This window comes from Kineococcus vitellinus, from assembly GCF_009906315.1.
GTDB lineage: Bacteria > Actinomycetota > Actinomycetes > Actinomycetales > Kineococcaceae > Kineococcus > Kineococcus vitellinus.
Window position 1 is genome coordinate 1 of record NZ_JAAALL010000010.1, and the last position, 15,847, is coordinate 15,847.

At 75.4% G+C, this 15,847-nt stretch carries 12 protein-coding genes; 3 read left to right on the forward strand and 9 right to left on the reverse strand.

All coding sequences use genetic code 11. The features are described from left to right. The 7 genes from GTQ99_RS02085 to GTQ99_RS02115 form a co-directional block, all read right to left on the reverse strand. Window positions 1-1,085, reverse strand: a 1,085-nt coding sequence (locus GTQ99_RS02085; RefSeq protein WP_166614085.1) for an ABC transporter transmembrane domain-containing protein, incomplete at its 3' end; no start/stop codon positions are given. Window positions 1,086-1,148: 63 nt separating this feature from the next. Continuing rightward, window positions 1,149-2,012: an aldose epimerase family protein gene (locus GTQ99_RS02090; protein ID WP_166614086.1), complete on the reverse strand. Its 864-nt coding sequence runs from the start codon at window positions 2,010-2,012 to the stop codon at window positions 1,149-1,151. Between the two features lie 7 nt (window positions 2,013-2,019). After that, complete coding sequence (locus GTQ99_RS02095; RefSeq protein ID WP_166614107.1) at window positions 2,020-2,805, reverse strand: carbohydrate ABC transporter permease; 786 nt, start codon at window positions 2,803-2,805, stop codon at window positions 2,020-2,022. 104 nt (window positions 2,806-2,909) lie between these two features. Further along, the gene (locus tag GTQ99_RS26540) at window positions 2,910-3,791 is read right to left on the reverse strand and encodes a carbohydrate ABC transporter permease (protein ID WP_420814501.1); all 882 of its coding nucleotides are present in this window, start codon (window positions 3,789-3,791) and stop codon (window positions 2,910-2,912) included. Window positions 3,792-3,910: 119 nt separating this feature from the next. Continuing rightward, on the reverse strand, window positions 3,911-5,224 hold the full coding sequence (locus GTQ99_RS02105; protein ID WP_166614087.1) for an ABC transporter substrate-binding protein: 1,314 nt from the start codon (window positions 5,222-5,224) through the stop codon (window positions 3,911-3,913). A gap of 104 nt (window positions 5,225-5,328) precedes the next feature. Continuing rightward, window positions 5,329-6,618, reverse strand: coding sequence for a cellulase-like family protein (locus tag GTQ99_RS02110; RefSeq protein ID WP_205706635.1), 1,290 nt, complete (start codon window positions 6,616-6,618; stop codon window positions 5,329-5,331). Next, window positions 6,615-10,082, reverse strand: a complete 3,468-nt coding sequence (locus GTQ99_RS02115) for a DUF5107 domain-containing protein (RefSeq protein ID WP_166614088.1) — start codon at window positions 10,080-10,082, stop codon at window positions 6,615-6,617. Before GTQ99_RS02115 ends, GTQ99_RS02110 begins: the two co-directional genes overlap by 4 nt. Window positions 10,083-10,188: 106 nt before the next feature. On the opposite strand from GTQ99_RS02115, the gene GTQ99_RS02120 reads away from it, so the two are divergent. Next, on the forward strand, window positions 10,189-11,058 hold the full coding sequence (locus tag GTQ99_RS02120; RefSeq protein ID WP_205706636.1) for a helix-turn-helix domain-containing protein: 870 nt from the start codon (window positions 10,189-10,191) through the stop codon (window positions 11,056-11,058). A 102-nt stretch (window positions 11,059-11,160) separates the two neighbouring features. After that, window positions 11,161-12,576, forward strand: coding sequence for an ATP-binding protein (locus GTQ99_RS02125; protein WP_166614090.1), 1,416 nt, complete (start codon window positions 11,161-11,163; stop codon window positions 12,574-12,576). Between the two features lie 25 nt (window positions 12,577-12,601). Here GTQ99_RS02125 and GTQ99_RS02130 read toward each other — a convergent pair whose 3' ends face one another. Next, window positions 12,602-13,288 carry a response regulator gene (locus tag GTQ99_RS02130; protein ID WP_166614091.1) on the reverse strand — a complete coding sequence of 229 codons (687 nt, stop codon included), beginning with the start codon at window positions 13,286-13,288 and terminating at the stop codon, window positions 12,602-12,604. After that, entirely contained in the window at window positions 13,285-14,412 is a 1,128-nt protein-coding gene (locus GTQ99_RS02135; protein WP_166614092.1) for a histidine kinase, read from the reverse strand. The genes GTQ99_RS02130 and GTQ99_RS02135 overlap by 4 nt, the downstream gene beginning before the upstream one ends. Window positions 14,413-14,547: 135 nt before the next feature. Between GTQ99_RS02135 and GTQ99_RS02140 the strand changes: the two genes are divergently transcribed. Beyond that, window positions 14,548-15,816: a serine hydrolase domain-containing protein gene (locus GTQ99_RS02140; RefSeq protein WP_205706637.1), complete on the forward strand. Its 1,269-nt coding sequence runs from the start codon at window positions 14,548-14,550 to the stop codon at window positions 15,814-15,816. Window positions 15,817-15,847 lie beyond the last annotated feature (31 nt).

Consider the following 15,847-nt stretch of genomic DNA (forward strand, 5'->3'; position numbering starts at 1 on the left):
GGGGCGGGGTGGCGGTAGCCGAGGCCGGACGTCGCCACCGCCAGCGGGCCGGCGTCCGCGTCGGTGCTGCCGGGCAGGTCGCGGGTGCCCCACGGGGTCGTCGCGTCCGCGCGCAGCACCGACTGCACGCGCGCGTCGCCGGCCACCACGCGCGGCAGCTCCGAGAGCACCCAGCCGAAGGAGCGCACCGGGAAGGCCAGCAGGCCCAGCAGGTAGGCGATCTGCACGAGGTCACCGACCCCGACGGCGCCGCTGGCCGCGCGGACCGTGCCGACGACGAGGACGGCGAGGGTGCCGAGGCCGGGCAGGGCGTCGATGAGCGGGTCGAAGGCGCCGCGGGTGCGCCCGGCGGCCACGTTCGCGTCCCGCAGCCGGTTCGCGTCGCCGGTGAAGCGCTCGACCTCCTCGTCCGCGAGGCCGAGGGTCTTCACCACCAGCGCGCCCTCGAAGCTCTCGTGCGCGGTCGCGGACACCTCCCCGCGCAGCTGCTGCACGCGCGTCACCAGCGGGGACATCCGCCGCTGGTAGACGACGTTCGCGGCCAGCAGCGCCGGGATCACCAGCAGCCCCACGAGGGCCAGCACCGGGTCCGCCTCGGCCATCGCCACCCCGGCGACGGCGATGAGGACGACGACGCCGAGGGCGAAGGGCAGCACCGCCATCGCCTGCCAGGTGGCCTCCACGTCCGAGCTGGCCGTCGCCAGCAGCCGGCCCGCGGGGTGGGCGTGGTGCCAGGCCAGCGGCAGCTCCAGGTAGCGGCGCGTCAGCAGCCGGCGGTAGCGGGCCTGCAGCGCGTACATCGTGGCGCCCGCCCAGATGCGGCGGATGAGGATGCCGACGACGGTCACCAGCGTCACCGCCATGAGCGTCGCGCCCGCCAGCCACACCTCGCCGGTGCTCACCGACCCCGAGCCGGTGACGGCGGGGACGACGACCCGGTCGGTGACCCGCCCCACCATCCAGCCGGTCGCGGCGGTGCCCGCGCCGTAGAGGGCCGAGCCGACGATGGCTGTGGTGAAGAGCCGGGGCTCCTCCCGGGCGCCGCGGGCGAGGGTGCGCATGCCGCTGACGAAGGTGCCGCTCACTGGGCCAAGCCTGTCACGATTCAGTGGCCGGTGCCGGACGACGCTCGCCGGGGCGGGCCGGCGTCAGGGGCGCGCCCGCGCGGTGCGGGCCCGCACCGACACCCGCCACCCCAGGTGCCCCGCGGGGTCCAGCCGGCCCACCTGCTGCTCGTCCGCGGTGGCGAGGTCGACGGCCGCACCGAGCAGCGGTTCCACCCCGACCGAGCGGTACGGCGCGCCCGCGGGCCAGCCGCCGAGGTTACGCCACAGCACCAGGGACAGCGGCCCGGCGCCGCGCAGCAGCTCCCAGCGCAGCGCCAGCCGGTCCGGCCCGTCGACGACCGCCACCCGGTCGGTGGCGACGAGCGCGCAGCGGGCGGTGCCGTCGTCGGGGCCGAGCCGGTCCAGCCGCACGCCGGCGCCGTCCGGCCAGGTGGTCCGCGTGAGGGCGCCGGGGCCCGGCGCGTCGAGGACGGTGACGGCCGCCCCGGCGGGCACGAGGAGGCGGGCGGCGGGGGACAGGGCCAGCAGGGCGTGCACGGCGTGCAGGACGCGCGCCCCCGGCGGGCCCTCGACCGCGTAGCGGGCGCCGACGCCCCCGTCCGGCAGCGCGGTCAGCCGCCGGCGCAGCAGCAGGGCGCCCGCGCGCACCGACGCGGTCCCGGGCGCCTCGCCCGTCCACGGCCGCGACCAGACCTCGCCGTGGTCCGGCGCGCCGCGCAGCCCGGGGAAGCACTCCTCCACACCGCCCGCGTCGACGAACGCCTCCCCCGGGCGCACCGCCGCGCGCTTGCCCGCACCGACGCGCGGGTTGGTCCACAGCCACTCGCGGCCCGGGGTGCGCAGCGACGTCCACCGCCCGCCGTGCTCCTCGTCGGTGCCGACGGCCAGCGGCTCGGGCAGCAGCGCCGGCTCCGGCCCGGCCCTCGCGCCGGGCGCAGCGCTCACCCGGTGCTCACTTGTTCGAGCCCACGAGCAGGCCGGAGACGAACTGCTTCTGGAAGAGGAAGAAGACGAGCGCCGTGGGGACGGCCGCGACCAGCGAGGCCGCCGCGATGACGTTCCACGAGCTGGAGTAGCCGCCCATGAGGTTCAGCAGCGCCGCGGTGACGGGGAACTTCGACTCGCTGCGCAGCACCGTCAGCGCCCAGATGAGGTCGTTGAAGATCCACGTCGTCGCCAGCGCGGCGAGGGCCGCGGTGGCGGGGCGGCTGAGCGGCACCACGATCCGCAGGTAGATGCGCCCCGCTCCGGCGCCGTCGAGGCGGGCGGCCTCGAAGAGCTCCTCGGGCAGCGAGCGCATGAAGCCGTGCAGGACGAAGGTGTAGAAGCCGATGCCGAAGCCGACCTGCACGGCGACGAGGGCGAAGAGGGTGTCGGCGATCCCGAGGGACTCGCTGATGCGGGCCACCGGCACCAGCAGCACCTGCGGGGGCAGCAGGTTGCCGGCCAGCATGACCAGCAGCAGGCTCTTGCGGCCGGGGATCGCGAAGCGGCTGAGCGCGTACGCCGCCCACGAGGACAGCAGCAGCGAGGCCAGCACCGTGCAGGCGGTGACGACGACGCTGTTGCCCAGCGCCCGCAGCAGGCTGCCGCCGGTGAAGGCCGTGCTCAGGCCCTCCCAGGTGAAGGAGGCGGGCAGCGCGGCCAGGCCGCGGGAGGCGATGTCGTCGAAGGAGCGCACCGCGATGAGCGCGACGAACACGATCGGGCTCAGCCACAGCAGCGTCAGCGGGACCATGACGACGTGCAGCCACGGCGAGCGCGCCCGGCGGGGCCGGCGCACCGCGGGCGGGGCGCCGGCGAGCGAGGTGCCGGGGGTGGGGGTGGTGGCGGGGACCGTGGTCACGACTCCTCCTCGGCGCGGGCCTGGCGGGCCAGGTAGGTGATGATGAACCCGACCGCCAGCACGAAGATGACGACGGCGATCGCGGAGGCGTAGCCGAGGTTCCCCGCGGTGAACGCCTGCTGGAACATGTAGGTGCTCAGCAGCTGCGTCGTGTTGTACGGGCCGCCCCGCGTCATCGCCCACACGATGTCGAAGGTGCGCAGCGAGTCGATGACCGTGACGGCGAACACCACCGTGTTGACCCCGCGCAGCTGCGGCACGACGATGCGCCAGAACCGCTGCCAGGCGTTGGCGCCGTCGACGGCGGCGGCCTCCTCCAGCGTCGCGTCGCACCCCTTCAACCCCGCCAGGTAGAGCACCATGATGTAGCCGACCTGGCGCCACACCGCCGCCACGAGGATCGCGGCCAGCGCCACGTCCGGGTCCGCCAGCCACTGGCGCTGCAGCTCCTCCAGGCCCAGCCCGCCCAGCGCCGCGTTCACCGGGCCGGCCGGCTGGTACATGACCCGCCAGAACAGCCCCGTCACCGCCATGGAGACCACCATGGGCAGGTAGATGGCGCTGCGGTACAGACCCACCCCGCGGCCGGGCTTGTTGAGCGCCACCGCCAGCGCCAGGCCGCCCAGCACCGACAGGCCGCCGAAGCCGACGACCCAGGCGACGTTGTTGCGCAGCGCCGTGCGGAAGATCGGGTCCGACCACAGGTCCGCGAAGTTCTGCAGGCCCACCGGCTCGGCGGGGGTGATGCCGTCCCAGCGCAGCAGCGACAGCGAGAAGGAGTTCGCCGCCGGCCAGAACACCCAGAACAGCTCCACCGCCAGCGGCACGAGCAGGAACACCCACACCAGCAGCGGCACCCGCCGCAGCCTGGCCCCCAGCGGTGCGCGGGCCGGTGCGGGGCGGGCGGGGCCGCGCGGTGGGCCGGGCGAGCGCGGCCGCCCGCGCCGCCCGGCCGGGGCGCCCGCCGTCAGGTCGCCGGTGGTCAGGTCACCGGTGGTCACTGGCCCCGGACCCCCTCGGCGGCCGCCTGCCACTCCTGCAGGACGGCGTCGCGCGAGCCCGGGTCGGCGAGGAAGCGGGTGAGCGCGGTGTCCGCCGTCGCCTGCAGCGCGTCCGAGGAGTCGCGGTTGAAGAACTGGGTGATCTCCTGGGTGGAGTTGAGCAGCTCGACGCCCTTCTGCACCAGCGGGCTGAAGGAGGAGGTGTCCACGTCCGGGGACGTCGGCAGGTTGGAGGAGCCGGACTGCTCGATGAACAGCTGCTGCTGCTCGGGGGAGGCCAGGTAGGACAGGAACGCCAGGGTGGCGTCGGGGTCGTCGGTGCCGGCCGCGGCGAAGTAGCCGTCGGTGGGCGCCTCCTCGGCGGTGGGGATCGAGGGGTCCATCACCGGCACGGAGAAGAAGTCGAGGTCCTCGCGCTGGTCCTCGGGGAAGTACTGGGTGACGAAGGCGCCGATGAGGTACATCGCCGAGCGATCCTGCGCCATCGGCACCGTCGCCTCCTGGTTGGAGTAGGAGGCCATGTCGGGGTCGAAGAAGGGGATGAGCCGCTCGTACTGCTCCATCACCTCCACCACCTCCGGGTCGGTGAAGGAGTGCTCCCCGGCCAGCAGCTCGCGGTGGTACTGGGCGCCGTTGACGCGCAGGTCCAGGTAGTCGAACCAGCCGGAGGCCATCCACGGCGTGGAGCCGATGCCGTTGGCGAGCGGGACGACGCCCTGGCCGGACAGGTTGGTGCACAGGGCCAGGAACTCGTCCCAGGTGGTGGGCGGGGTGACGCCCCACTTCTCGAAGGCCGACTTCTTGTAGAAGACCGACCACCAGTAGTAGTTCGTCGGGACGAAGATCTGCGTCCCGTCCTCGGCCGCGGACAGGCTGCGCAGGGCCTCGGAAAAGCCGGCGCAGGCGCCGTCGCCCTCCCAGAGGCTGGAGACGTCCAGCAGCAGGCCCTCGGAGGCGTAGCTGCGCGCCACCGACCCCGCGTACCAGCTCATGACGTCCGGCGGGTTGGACGAGCGCAGGTAGTTCGTCAGCTGGGCGCGGAACTGCTCGGTCGCCACCGAGTTCATCGTCACCTCGCCGTCGTAGGCGTCGACGAGCGCTTCGAGGGCGGCCTTGGGGGCGGTGTCCTGGATGGAGTTCTGGAAGACGACACCGCCGCCACCTCCTCCGCCGCCGCCCGAGCCGCCGGAACCGCCCGAGCCGCCGCTGCTGACGCAGCCGGTGAGCAGGCCGGCGGCGCCCAGCCCGGCGCCGGTGAGCAGGCTCCGGCGGCTGGTCGCGCCCGGGCGGGGTGTTCCCGTGCTGGTCATCTCGTTCCTCCTTGCGTCGTCGTCGACGCGGTCGGGTCGGGTGGGAACTGGTCGGTAGGGGACTCGCGGGTGGGGACCCGGAGGTGGGGACCCGCGGGTGGAGGTCAGGAGGTCGCGGGGGAGCCGGTGGTGAAGAGGGCCGCGCACTCGCGCTGCAGCGCGACGTCGTCCCACATGGCGTGCTGCGGTGCGGCGTTGGAGCACACCACCGCGCCCCAGACGCCGAGCTCGTGGGCCTCGCGCACCACCTGCCGGCACAGCTGCGCGCCCACCGACCCCTCCTCGAAGCGGGTGTCCTTGGGGGTGTAGCCGACGTAGCCCTCGCCGAGCACGAGCGGGATCCCGCTCGCCGCGGCCCAGTCGGCGGCCACCTGCAGCCACAGCGAGAGCTTCTGCTCCACGGCCAGGCGGTGCTCGCCCCAGCGCTCGTACAGCCACCGGTCGACGGCGGCCGGGTCGCACCAGTCGTGCACGTAGATCTCCGGCAGCGAGACGATCGTGGCCCGCAGCTTCCACGCGTTCTCCGCTCCGGGGGTCCAGTCCGCGATGGCCGGTGCGCCCGGGCGCAGCAGCTCCCGGGCGCGTTCGGCGGGGAAGTCCCCGACGCTGCCGCGCAGCCCGAACTCGTCGACGAGGGCCTGCAGGTTGCCGTAGGCGTAGGGGTGGACGACGAGCACGTCGGCGCTCGGCGGCACCGCGCTCAGCGCGGCGACCGGGACGCCCGCGTAGTTCACCGTGCACGGCCGCTCGGGGTGGTGCTGCTTGAAGCGTCGGATGCCGCGCTCCAGGCGCTGCGTGAGCGCGGGCACCGCCGCGTCGCCGCGCCCCACGCCGAGGCCGTCGGTGAGGTAGCCGATCTGGACCTCGTTGTGCAGCTCGGTGAACAGCACGACATCGTCCAGGCCCTCGGCGGCCAGCAGGTCCAGCAGGTCCGCGTGCGCGTCGGCCAGCACCTCGGCGCGCTGCTCGGGGTCCACGGCGTGCAGCGCCTCGTACCAGGCGGGGTCCAGCGCGAACGAGGGGGACTGCTGGTACTCCCAGGAGGAGACGATGACGCCGACGCCGTGCCGCTGCGCGGCGCGGAAGAACTCCAGCGTGTGGGCGCGGGCGTCGATCGTCGTCTCGGCGCCCACGTCGTACCAGCGCACCCCCTGCCCGTACTGCCCGCCCAGCGGGCCCAGCCGCAGCGCTGCGGTGTCCAGGCCGGAGCGGAACAGCAGGAACGGCATCGCGCAGATGCGCACCGCGCCGTACCCGCGCTCCACGGCCTGCGCGAACGCCGCGTCCAGGTCCTCGAACGGCTCGCCGGGACCGGTGCGCACGTACCAGGAGAAGTCCCACAGGCTGATGAGCAGCTTGTCCGGTGCACCGGCCGGCAGGTTGCGGGTCTTCACGAGGGGACCTCCTCGACGAGCGCGGGCGGGACGGTGGCCGGGCGGGGGGACCCGGCCGACAGGTCGTGCGTCAGGTCGTGCACCAGGTCGTGCACGGACAGGGCGTGCGCCAGGTCGGCCGCGTGCCGCGAGGAGGCCAGCAGCGGGGCCGCGAGCAGCCGCCGGGCCCGGGCGGGCTCGCCGTCGAGGACGGCCAGCTGCGCGTCGAGCACCGCGACGCGCCGCTCGCGCACCGCCAGCGGGTCCTCCTCGAACAGCAGCAGGTCCGGCAGCGAGGTGGCGAAGTAGTCCACCGACGGCGCCGCCGCCGCGAACGCGTTCCGGAAGGCGCGCAGCGAGGCGGCCAGCGCGCGGCCCTCCCCGGAGCGGCCCAGGCGGTGCAGCGCCAGCACCGACCACGCGGTCGTCTCGCTGTGCTCCTGCGCGCTCATCCCCAGGAAGTCCCCGCGCTGCTCCGCCGCGTCCCGCCACGCCTCGCGGGCGGCGGTCTCCTCGCCCGCGGCGGCGTGCGCGTCGCCCAGCAGCAGGTGCAGTTGCGCGGTGGAGGCCAGCGGGTGGCGGGCCTCGCCCAGGCAGCGGGGGCTCTCCAGCGCCGCCCGCAGGTGGGCCAGGGCGCCGCCCGCGTCCCCCGCGGCGAGCGCGTCCAGCGCCAGGCGGGTGCGGGCGCGCTCCCACGCCGACAGCGCCTGCCCCTCACCGCCCTCCCACGGCTGGAACGTGCGGCCGGTGAGGACCTGCACCGCCCGCTCGGCGCGGCCGGCGCCGACGAGCAGGTGCGCGACCTCCACGAGGGCGTCGTGGCGCTGCTCCGCGAGGTCCCAGCGCTCCAGCCAGCGCGCCAGCCGCTGCGCGGGCGCGGTGCCGCGCAGCGCGTCGAGCTGGTCGGCCTCGAAGCGCAGCCGCGCGTCGTCCGGGGCCAGCGCCAGCGCCCGCTCGTAGGCGCGCTTGGCCCCCGCCAGGTCGTGCCCGCGGTTGACCAGGTCCAGGCCGAGGTTGCGGTGCACGACCGGGTCGCTCGGGTCGGCGGCCGCGCTGGCGGCCCACTGCTCCGCTGCGTCGGCGTGCCGGCCCACCGCGTACAGCCAGTGCCCGCGCAGCGCCCGCGCCCGCGGGTCCTCCCCGGCGGCCTCCAGCGCCGCCGCGTCCGCCACCCGGCCCGGGAAGCACCACGCCGCCGGTGCCTCGCGCGCCGCCTCCCGGGCGGCCGCCGCCTGCGCCGCGCGCCCCAGGGACTCCAGCACCACCGCGCGGTGGTAGCCGAGCAGCGGGCCCGCCGCGCTCTGCCCGGCCGGGCGGTGCGCCTCCCGCTGCTGCGCCAGCTCGAGCACGGCCAGCGCGTCCTCGCCCTCCCCGGCCCCCGCCAGCTCCAGCGCGACGTCCAGGCAGGTCTGCGCGTCCGCGCTGGCGGGCAGCCCGTCGAGGTGGCGCAGCCACGCGTCCAGCGGGTCCAGCGCCCGCGCCCGCGCCAGCACCCGCGCGGCCTGCGCGGAGCGGCCCAGGCGGCGCAGGCACACGACCTCCAGCGCGGCGGCCTGCAGGTGCTCCGGCTCGGTGCGGCGCACGTCCGCCAGGCGGTGCAGCGCCTGCTCGGTGCGCCCGCGCCGCGCGTCCAGGCGGGCCATCCGGTACCCGGCGGCGGCGCGCCAGGAGCGCGACCAGGACGCGCGCCCGTGCCGCTCGTAAGCCTCCTCCTCGCGCCCCAGCGCCTCCAGCACCAGCCCCAGCAGGTGGTGGGCGGTCGTGTCCTCCGGCGTGGGGTGGTGCGCGGTGAGGCGGGTCACGGCCCGCTCCAGCAGCTCCTGCGCCTCCTTCCAGCGCGCCGCCCGGCAGGCCCGCAGCGCCAGCCCGACCAGGCTGGGCGCGTGCCCGGGGTCGCGGCGCAGCGCCTCGCGCCAGTACGGCTCCGGCGAGCGGGTGGCGTGCCGGTACAGCTCCAGGTGCTGGGCGACCAGCGCCAGCTCCTCCACCGTCGCGACCTGGCCCGGCGCGGGCGGTTCGCTCGCGCTGGCCGGTTCCTCAGCTCCTGCAGCGGTTCCCGCACCGCCGGCCGTGCGGGCCTCGCCGGTGTCCCAGGCGACCAGGACCCGCCCCTCGTGCACGACGGTGACCGCGAGCGTCCGCGCCGCCGCGGGCACGTCGTGCACGGCGGTGTGCGCCGACCCCGGGTCCAGGTCGACCTCGTCGGCGGCCAGCAGCCGCCCGTCGGCGCGCAGCTCCACCCGCACCCCGCGCCGTGGGCGGGTGACGACGACGGCCAGGCGGGCCCGCTCGCCCTCGCGCACCAGGCTCACCGCCGCGTCCAGGCTGGCCCGGTCGACGGCGCCGGTGGCGCGCACCGGGTACCAGTGCTGGGAGAACACCTTGGTCTCCCCGGGGGCCAGCCGGGCGAAGTCGGGCTGGTTGTCGGTGAACACCCCCGCCATCAGCTCCACGTAGTGCGCGCCGTCGTCGGACAGGTTCGCGTCCCAGGCGTGCCCGAAGGGGGAGTTCCCCCACGTCCACTGCTTCTTGCCGACGGCGACCTGGTGGTCGGCGACGTGGACGAACCCGACGCCGGTGGCGTGGTCGTAGCCGCCGAAGAAGTCCTCCCGGCTGCTCAGGCACATGTACGAGGTGGGCACGGGGATGTTGCGGTACCAGTCCAGGCGGTCGCCGGTCAGGGCGGTGCCGTCGGCGGCGCGGTGCACCTGCCCGGCGCGGGAGGGGTAGTCGACGCCGTAGTAGGGCCGGTCGGCGTGCGGGTAGGCGCTCACCGCGCGCTTGGCGTGGTCGGCGACGAACGTCGCGTCGTGCGGGAAGAAGGACTGGTAGTCGTCGTCGACGCGGGCCGCGACGTTGGCCCACCACAGGAACGACTGCGGCAGCTCGGAGCGGTTGTACAGGCGCACCGCCAGCTCCAGCACCGAGCTGCCCGGCCGCAGCCGCAGCGCGTGCACGCCCCGCATGCGGGTGAAGGGGTCGTGGTCGGAGCAGCGCACGACGACGGCGCCGTCCTCCTCCACCTCCGCCGCCCAGTCGGTGGGCAGGTACGTCGCCGGCCGGTGGTGCTGGGGCCAGTTGAACTCCACGCCCCCCGCGATCCACGGCCCCGCCAGCCCCACGAGGGCCGGTTTGACGACCGGGTTGGCGTAGAAGAGGTCCTCGCCGCCGGCGAGGTCGCGCACCACGTGGACGCGGCCGCCGAGCTCGGGCAGCACCACCACGTGCAGCCACTCGTTCTGCAGGTGCACCGCCTGCCAGGCGTGCGGCACCGCCTCCTCGGCGATCGCGTGGTGGAACGGCAGCGGGTACACCCGGCCCGAGGAGCCCTGGTACACGCGCCGGTCCAGGTAGGCGGGGAAGCGCTCCGGCGGCAGCGGGTGGTACGTCGGCAGGGTCAGCGGAGCGCTCCACACCGCTGCGGGGGCGTCGGCGAGCTGCGCGGGGCGCGGCGGGAGCTCGATCGTCGACTCGGCACTGAGCATGAGCGGGACGCTAGGTCCGCGCGCCGCCGGGGAGAAGGGACGATCCGACGCGCCGGCCTGGACGATCCGCTGGCCGGCTCCCGGCGCCGAGGGCTACCGTCCGCTCGTGCGGATCCGCGAGGGCTTCCCCGGCCAGCGGCTGCGCGTCCTGCCCGCCGACGTCGTGCGCGCCGCCTCGGCCGGCGGGCCGACCTCGCGGCTGCTCGTCACCGACGCCGGGTGGTTCCCCCGTGCCCTGCACCACGGTCGTGCGCGACGCGCGGGGGCGAGCGGCACCGTCGTCATCGTCTGCGCCGCCGGTCGCGGCTGGTGCCGGGCGGGCGCGGGGACCGTGGCCGTCGGTCCGGGGCAGGCGCTGGTCGTGCCCGCCGGGCTGCCGCACGCCTACGGCGCCGAGGACAGCGACCCATGGACGATCGCCTGGCTGCACGCGACCGGGCCGGACGCCCGCGAGTTCGAGCGCACCCTCACCGGGGGAGGGCCGCGCGCGGTCGTCGTCGACCTGCACGACGTGGTGGCGGTGCTGGGCGAGGTGGAGCGCGTCGTCGAGCACCTGGAGACCGACGAGACGGCGCCCACCCTCGTGCGGGCCTCGGGCGCGGCGTGGAACGTGCTGGCCGGCGTGGCCGCCGACGCCCTCGCCGGCAGCCCCGTGCACCGCGAACCCGTCCGCCGCGTCCAGCAGCACCTGCGGGCCCACCTGGAGGCCCCCGTCTCGGTGACCGCGCTGGCCGCGATGACGGGGCTGTCGGCCTCCCACTTCGCCGCGCTCTTCCACGCCGCGACCGGGGGAGGGGTGGTCGAGTACGCCAAGCGGCTGCGGATGGCGCGCGCCTGCGAGCTGCTCATCACCACCTCGCTGCCGGTCGGGGAGATCGCCCGCTCGGTGGGGTACGCCGACGCGTTCTACTTCTCCCGCCAGTTCCGCAGCGTGCACGGGTGCAGCCCCAGCGCCTTCCGGAGCAGGGAGCAGTGAGCGGCTGCCGCCGGGCGCAGCCCGCCGCCGGCTCGTGCTCCCCGCAGGCACGTGCCCCATGACGGCTACATATATCTACTCTTAAAATGTTAGAGTAGATATATGCAGCGTCTCGCCGTCGACCGTGCCTTGGCGATGCCTCCCGACGAGGTCGGTCGCGCGCTCGGAGTGCTGCCGGAGGACCAGTGGTTCGAGCGCAAGAGCGCTCGGATCAGCCCGCCCAAGCTCAGCCAGGCGGTCGTCGCCTTCGCCAACGCCGAGGGCGGGACGATCGTCGTCGGTCTCCACGACGGGCGCGTCGAGGGGACGGACGCGGATCCCCGGCACCGCAATGAGCTGCAGCAGGTGCACGTGCAGCACGTCCAGCCCCCGGCCCGCGTCCACACGCGCCTCGTGCCGTGCCGCACCGATGACGGTCGCGACGACCACCTGCTCCTCGTGGACGTCAACCCCGGCGACGAGGTCCACACGACGACCCGGGACGACGTGTACCTGCGGCTCGGTGACGAGACGCGCCGTCTGACCCACGTGCAACGCCGCGAGCTCTTCTTCGACAAGCGACAGGCCGGGTTCGAGGCCGAGCTCACCACCACCGCCCTCGACAGCGCCGGAGCCGTCGACGCCGAGGCCGCGCAGGAGTACGCCGCGCACGTCGGTCACCCGCACTGGCAGGGCCTGCTGGCAGCGCGCGGCCTGGCGCGGGACGGGCACCTCACGATCGCCGGGCTGCTGCTCTTCGGGCGCAGCCCCGAGAGCGAGCTCCCGAACGCCCACGTGCGGGTGACCCGCTTCGCCGGGCGCGAGCGCGGCACCGGAGCACGTCAGCAGGTGGTCTCCGACCGCCGGTTCGAGGGGTCCCTGCTGCGACTCCTGCCCGCGGTGTTCGAGCACGTCCGCGAGGTGCAGCCGCGCCGGCGGGCGCTGGGCAGGGCCGGCCGCTTCGAGGACGTCGCTGCGGTGCCGGAGGATGCCTGGCTGGAAGGCGTCGTCAACGCCGTCGTCCACCGCTCCTACAGCCTGCAGAGCGACCACGTGCACGTCGACGTCTTCGACGACCGCATCGAGGTCGAGAGCCCGGGCCGCTTCCCGGGGCTGTCCGACGTGCGGGACCCGCTGTCCGTCCACCGCTTCGCGCGCAACCCCCGCATCGCGCGGGTCTGCGCCGACCTGGACTTCGGCCAGGAGTTTGGCGAGGGAATTCGCCGCATGTTCGACGAGATGCGGCTCGCGGGCCTGCAACCACCCCTCTACCAGCAGACCGAGGGCAGCGTCCGGTTGACGCTGTCCGCCGAAGCGCTCACCCCACACGGCGACCAGCGGCTGCCGGAGGAGACCCGGCTCGTCGTCGCCGCGCTGCGCGAGGCCGGGCGGCTGGCGACGCGCGACCTCGCGGAGGTGATGGGGCGGACGAGACCGACCGCCGTCCGCAAGCTCGCCGAGATGCGGGAGCAGGGCGTCATCCGCTGGAACGGTCAGTCCCCGCGGGATCCGCACGCCTACTGGGACCTCCCGTCGTGACCCGGCCGATCGGCGGGCACGGGAATCAGGTACCCGCACCGCTCCCCGGCACCACGAGCCCGCTCTCGTAGGCCAGCACCACCGCCTGCGCGCGGCTGGACAGCCCCAGCTTGGCCATCACCCGCTTCACGTGCGTCTTCACCGTCGCCTCGCTGAGCACGAACCGCTCCGCGATCTCCGCGTTGCCCAGCCCCTGCCCGACGAGGACGAGCACCTCCCGCTCGCGCGCGGTGAGGGCGTCCACGGCCGCGGAACCGTTCACCCGCGCGGGGCGGAAGGCCTCGACGAGGCGGTGGGTGATGCGGGGGGTGAGCAGGACGTCCCCGGCGGCGACAGCCTCGACGGCGGCGATGATCCGCGCGGGCGGGGTCTCCTTGAGCAGGAACCCGGCGGCGCCGGCGCGCAGGGCGGCGTAGACGTGCTCGTCGAGGTCGAACGTCGTCAGCACGAGGACCTTCGGCGGCCCCCCGCCCGCGTCGCCGTCGGGAGAGCGCTCGGCCAGGATCCGCCGGGTCGCGGCGATCCCGTCGAGCACCGGCATCCGGATGTCCATGAGCACCACGTCGGGGCGGGTGGCGGCGGTCAGCTCGACGGCCTGCTGCCCGTCGGCGGCCTCGCCGGCGACCTCGGTGCCGGGGGCGGCGCGCAGCAGCGCGACGAGACCGGCGCGCACGAGGGCCTGGTCGTCGGCGACGAGGACGCGCACGCTCACCGCTGCTCCCGCAGGTTCTCCAGCTCGCGCAGCGGCAGCCGCAGTTCCACGGCGAAACCCCGACCCTTGCGCGGGCCGGCGGTGAGGGTTCCGCCGTAGAGGGCGGCGCGCTCGCGCATCCCGCGCAGGCCGTGCCCCTCCCGCACGGGCGCGGGGGTCCCCGGGCCGTCGTCGTGGACGCCGACGTGCAGGGTGCCGTCGCGGCGCTCGACGAGGACCTGCGCGTGCACGGCGCCCGGCGCGGTGGCGGTGTGCTTGATGACGTTGGTCAGGGACTCCTGCACGACCCGGTACGCGCACAGCTCCTGCCCGGGGCTCAGGTCGTCGAACGTGCCGCTGGTGCGCACGTCGACGGCGATCCCGGCGGAGCGGGTGCGCTCGGCGAGCTCGGGCAGCGCGGCCAGGCCGGGCTGGGGCAGGTAGTCGGCGTCGGGGTCGTCGTCGGCGCGCAGCACCTCCAGCAGCCGGCGCATCTCCGCCAGCGCCTCGCGGGTCGTGCTCTCCACCGTCGCGATCGCCGTCTTCGCCGTGGCGGGGTCGTCGTCGAGCACGTACCCGGCGAGCCCGGCCTGCAGCGCGGTCACCGACAGGTGGTGGCCCACGACGTCGTGCAGCTCGCGGGCGATGCGGCGGCGCTCGGCGGCGACCGCGCGGGCGGACTGCGCGGCCAGCGCCTGCGTGCGCAGCGCCCAGCGGCGGGTGCTCTCCCCGAGCGCCCACGCCCCCGCGAGGACGAGGGCGGCCTGCCCGAGGTCGAACCAGCCGAGCGCCACGTCGGCGCCCGCGAGGCCGCCCAGCCCGACGACGGCGACCGCGGCGGCGAACAGCGCGGCGGCGACCCGGCGCGAGCGCAGGGTGGCGACGGTGAACATCGCCACGACCACGCCCAGACCGCTGCCGGGGAAGGTGCCGATGACGAGCTGGTGGGCCGCCAGCGCGGCCAGCACCACGACCGCCGAGAGCACCGGCACCCGCTGGCGCACCGCGACCGGTGCGACGCTGAGCGCGGCGAGCACGAGCCCGGGCAGCGCCTCCCCGGCGCGCACTAGCGGCACGAGGGCGAAGAGCGTCAGCAGCGCCGCCAGCGCCGGGTCGGTCAGCGGCGAACCGCGCAGTCTCCGCACGCCCGCGAGCCTGGCACGCCGCCCGCGCCCGCCGCCATCGCCCGTCCGTCCCCCCGGCCTACCCCTGCGGGGGTAGGCGGGGTTGCCCGCCTCGGGGGACGCGGCGGGACGGCCGGCCTCCCTAGCGTCCTCGCCATGACGACGACGATGCGCACGAACCCCGCAGCGAACCCCGGCACGAGCACCCGCACCCGCAGGACCCGGCGCACCGCGGGCGCCGTCGCGGCGGCCGCGGCCTGCCTCACGCTGGCGACCGCGCTGCCCGCGACCGCGACTCCGCCGCGCGACCACGACGCGCACCTGCGCCAGGTGCTGCAGCAGGACGCCGACGCGCTGCTGGCGCAGGGCACCCCCGGCGTCCTCGCCGAGCTCGACCGCGCCGGCCGCCGTGACGTCACCGTCCGCGCCGGGTACGGTGACGTCGCCGCGCAGACCCCCGTCCCCGAGGACGCGCGGTTCCGCATCGCCAGCGTCACCAAGCCGTTCGTCGCCGCGACGCTGCTGCAGCTCGTCGGCGAGGGCCGCCTCTCGCTGGAGGACACCGTCGAGCAGCACCTGCCCGGTCTCGTGCAGGGCGGCGGCAACGACGGGAACCTCGTGACGGTCCGCCAGCTGCTGCAGCACACCAGCGGCCTGCCGGAGTACCTGCTGGCGATGCCGCAGCTGTTCAGCGAGGAGGGTTTCCAGCAGCACCGCTTCGACGAGGTCAGCCAGCGGCAGGCGGTCGCCCTCGCGATGACGCAGGCGCCGACGTTCGCGCCGGGCACGAGCTGGAACTACTCCAACACCAACTACGTCCTCGCCGGGATGGTCATCGAGCAGGTCACCGGGAACACCTGGCAGCACGAGGTGCGCGAGCGGATCGTGCGTCCCCTCGGCCTGCGGCACACCACCCTGCCGGGCAGTTCCTCGGAGATCCCCGGCCCGCACGCCGTCGGCTACGAGCGCTTCCCCGGCGAGGGCGCCACCCCGGAGGACCCCCGCTACGGCGAGGCCGTTGACGCCACCGAGCTGAACCCCTCCTGGGCTGGAGCGGCCGGGGAGATCATCAGCACCACCGACGACGTCAACGAGTTCCTGCAGGCGCTGGCGGGCGGGCGGGTGCTGCGCCCCGCGCAGTGGGTGGAGATGACGGCGACCGTCGCGGCCAGCGAGGACTTCCGCACCAACTGGCCCGGCGCCCGCTACGGCCTGGGCATCATGTGGGTGCCGAACTCCTGCGGCGGGATGTGGTCGCACGGCGGCGACATCCAGGGGTTCATGACCCGCAACGGCGTCACCCCCGACGGCCGCCGCAGCGTCGTCGTGTCCTTCAACACCGACTCCCCGGTGCCGCAGCCGGGCGCGCAGGTCCCGGCCGGGGACCTCGCCACGCAGCTCATCGACGACGCGCTGTGCCGGTGAGCCCTGCCACCATAATCAAGGTTGAGCAGCA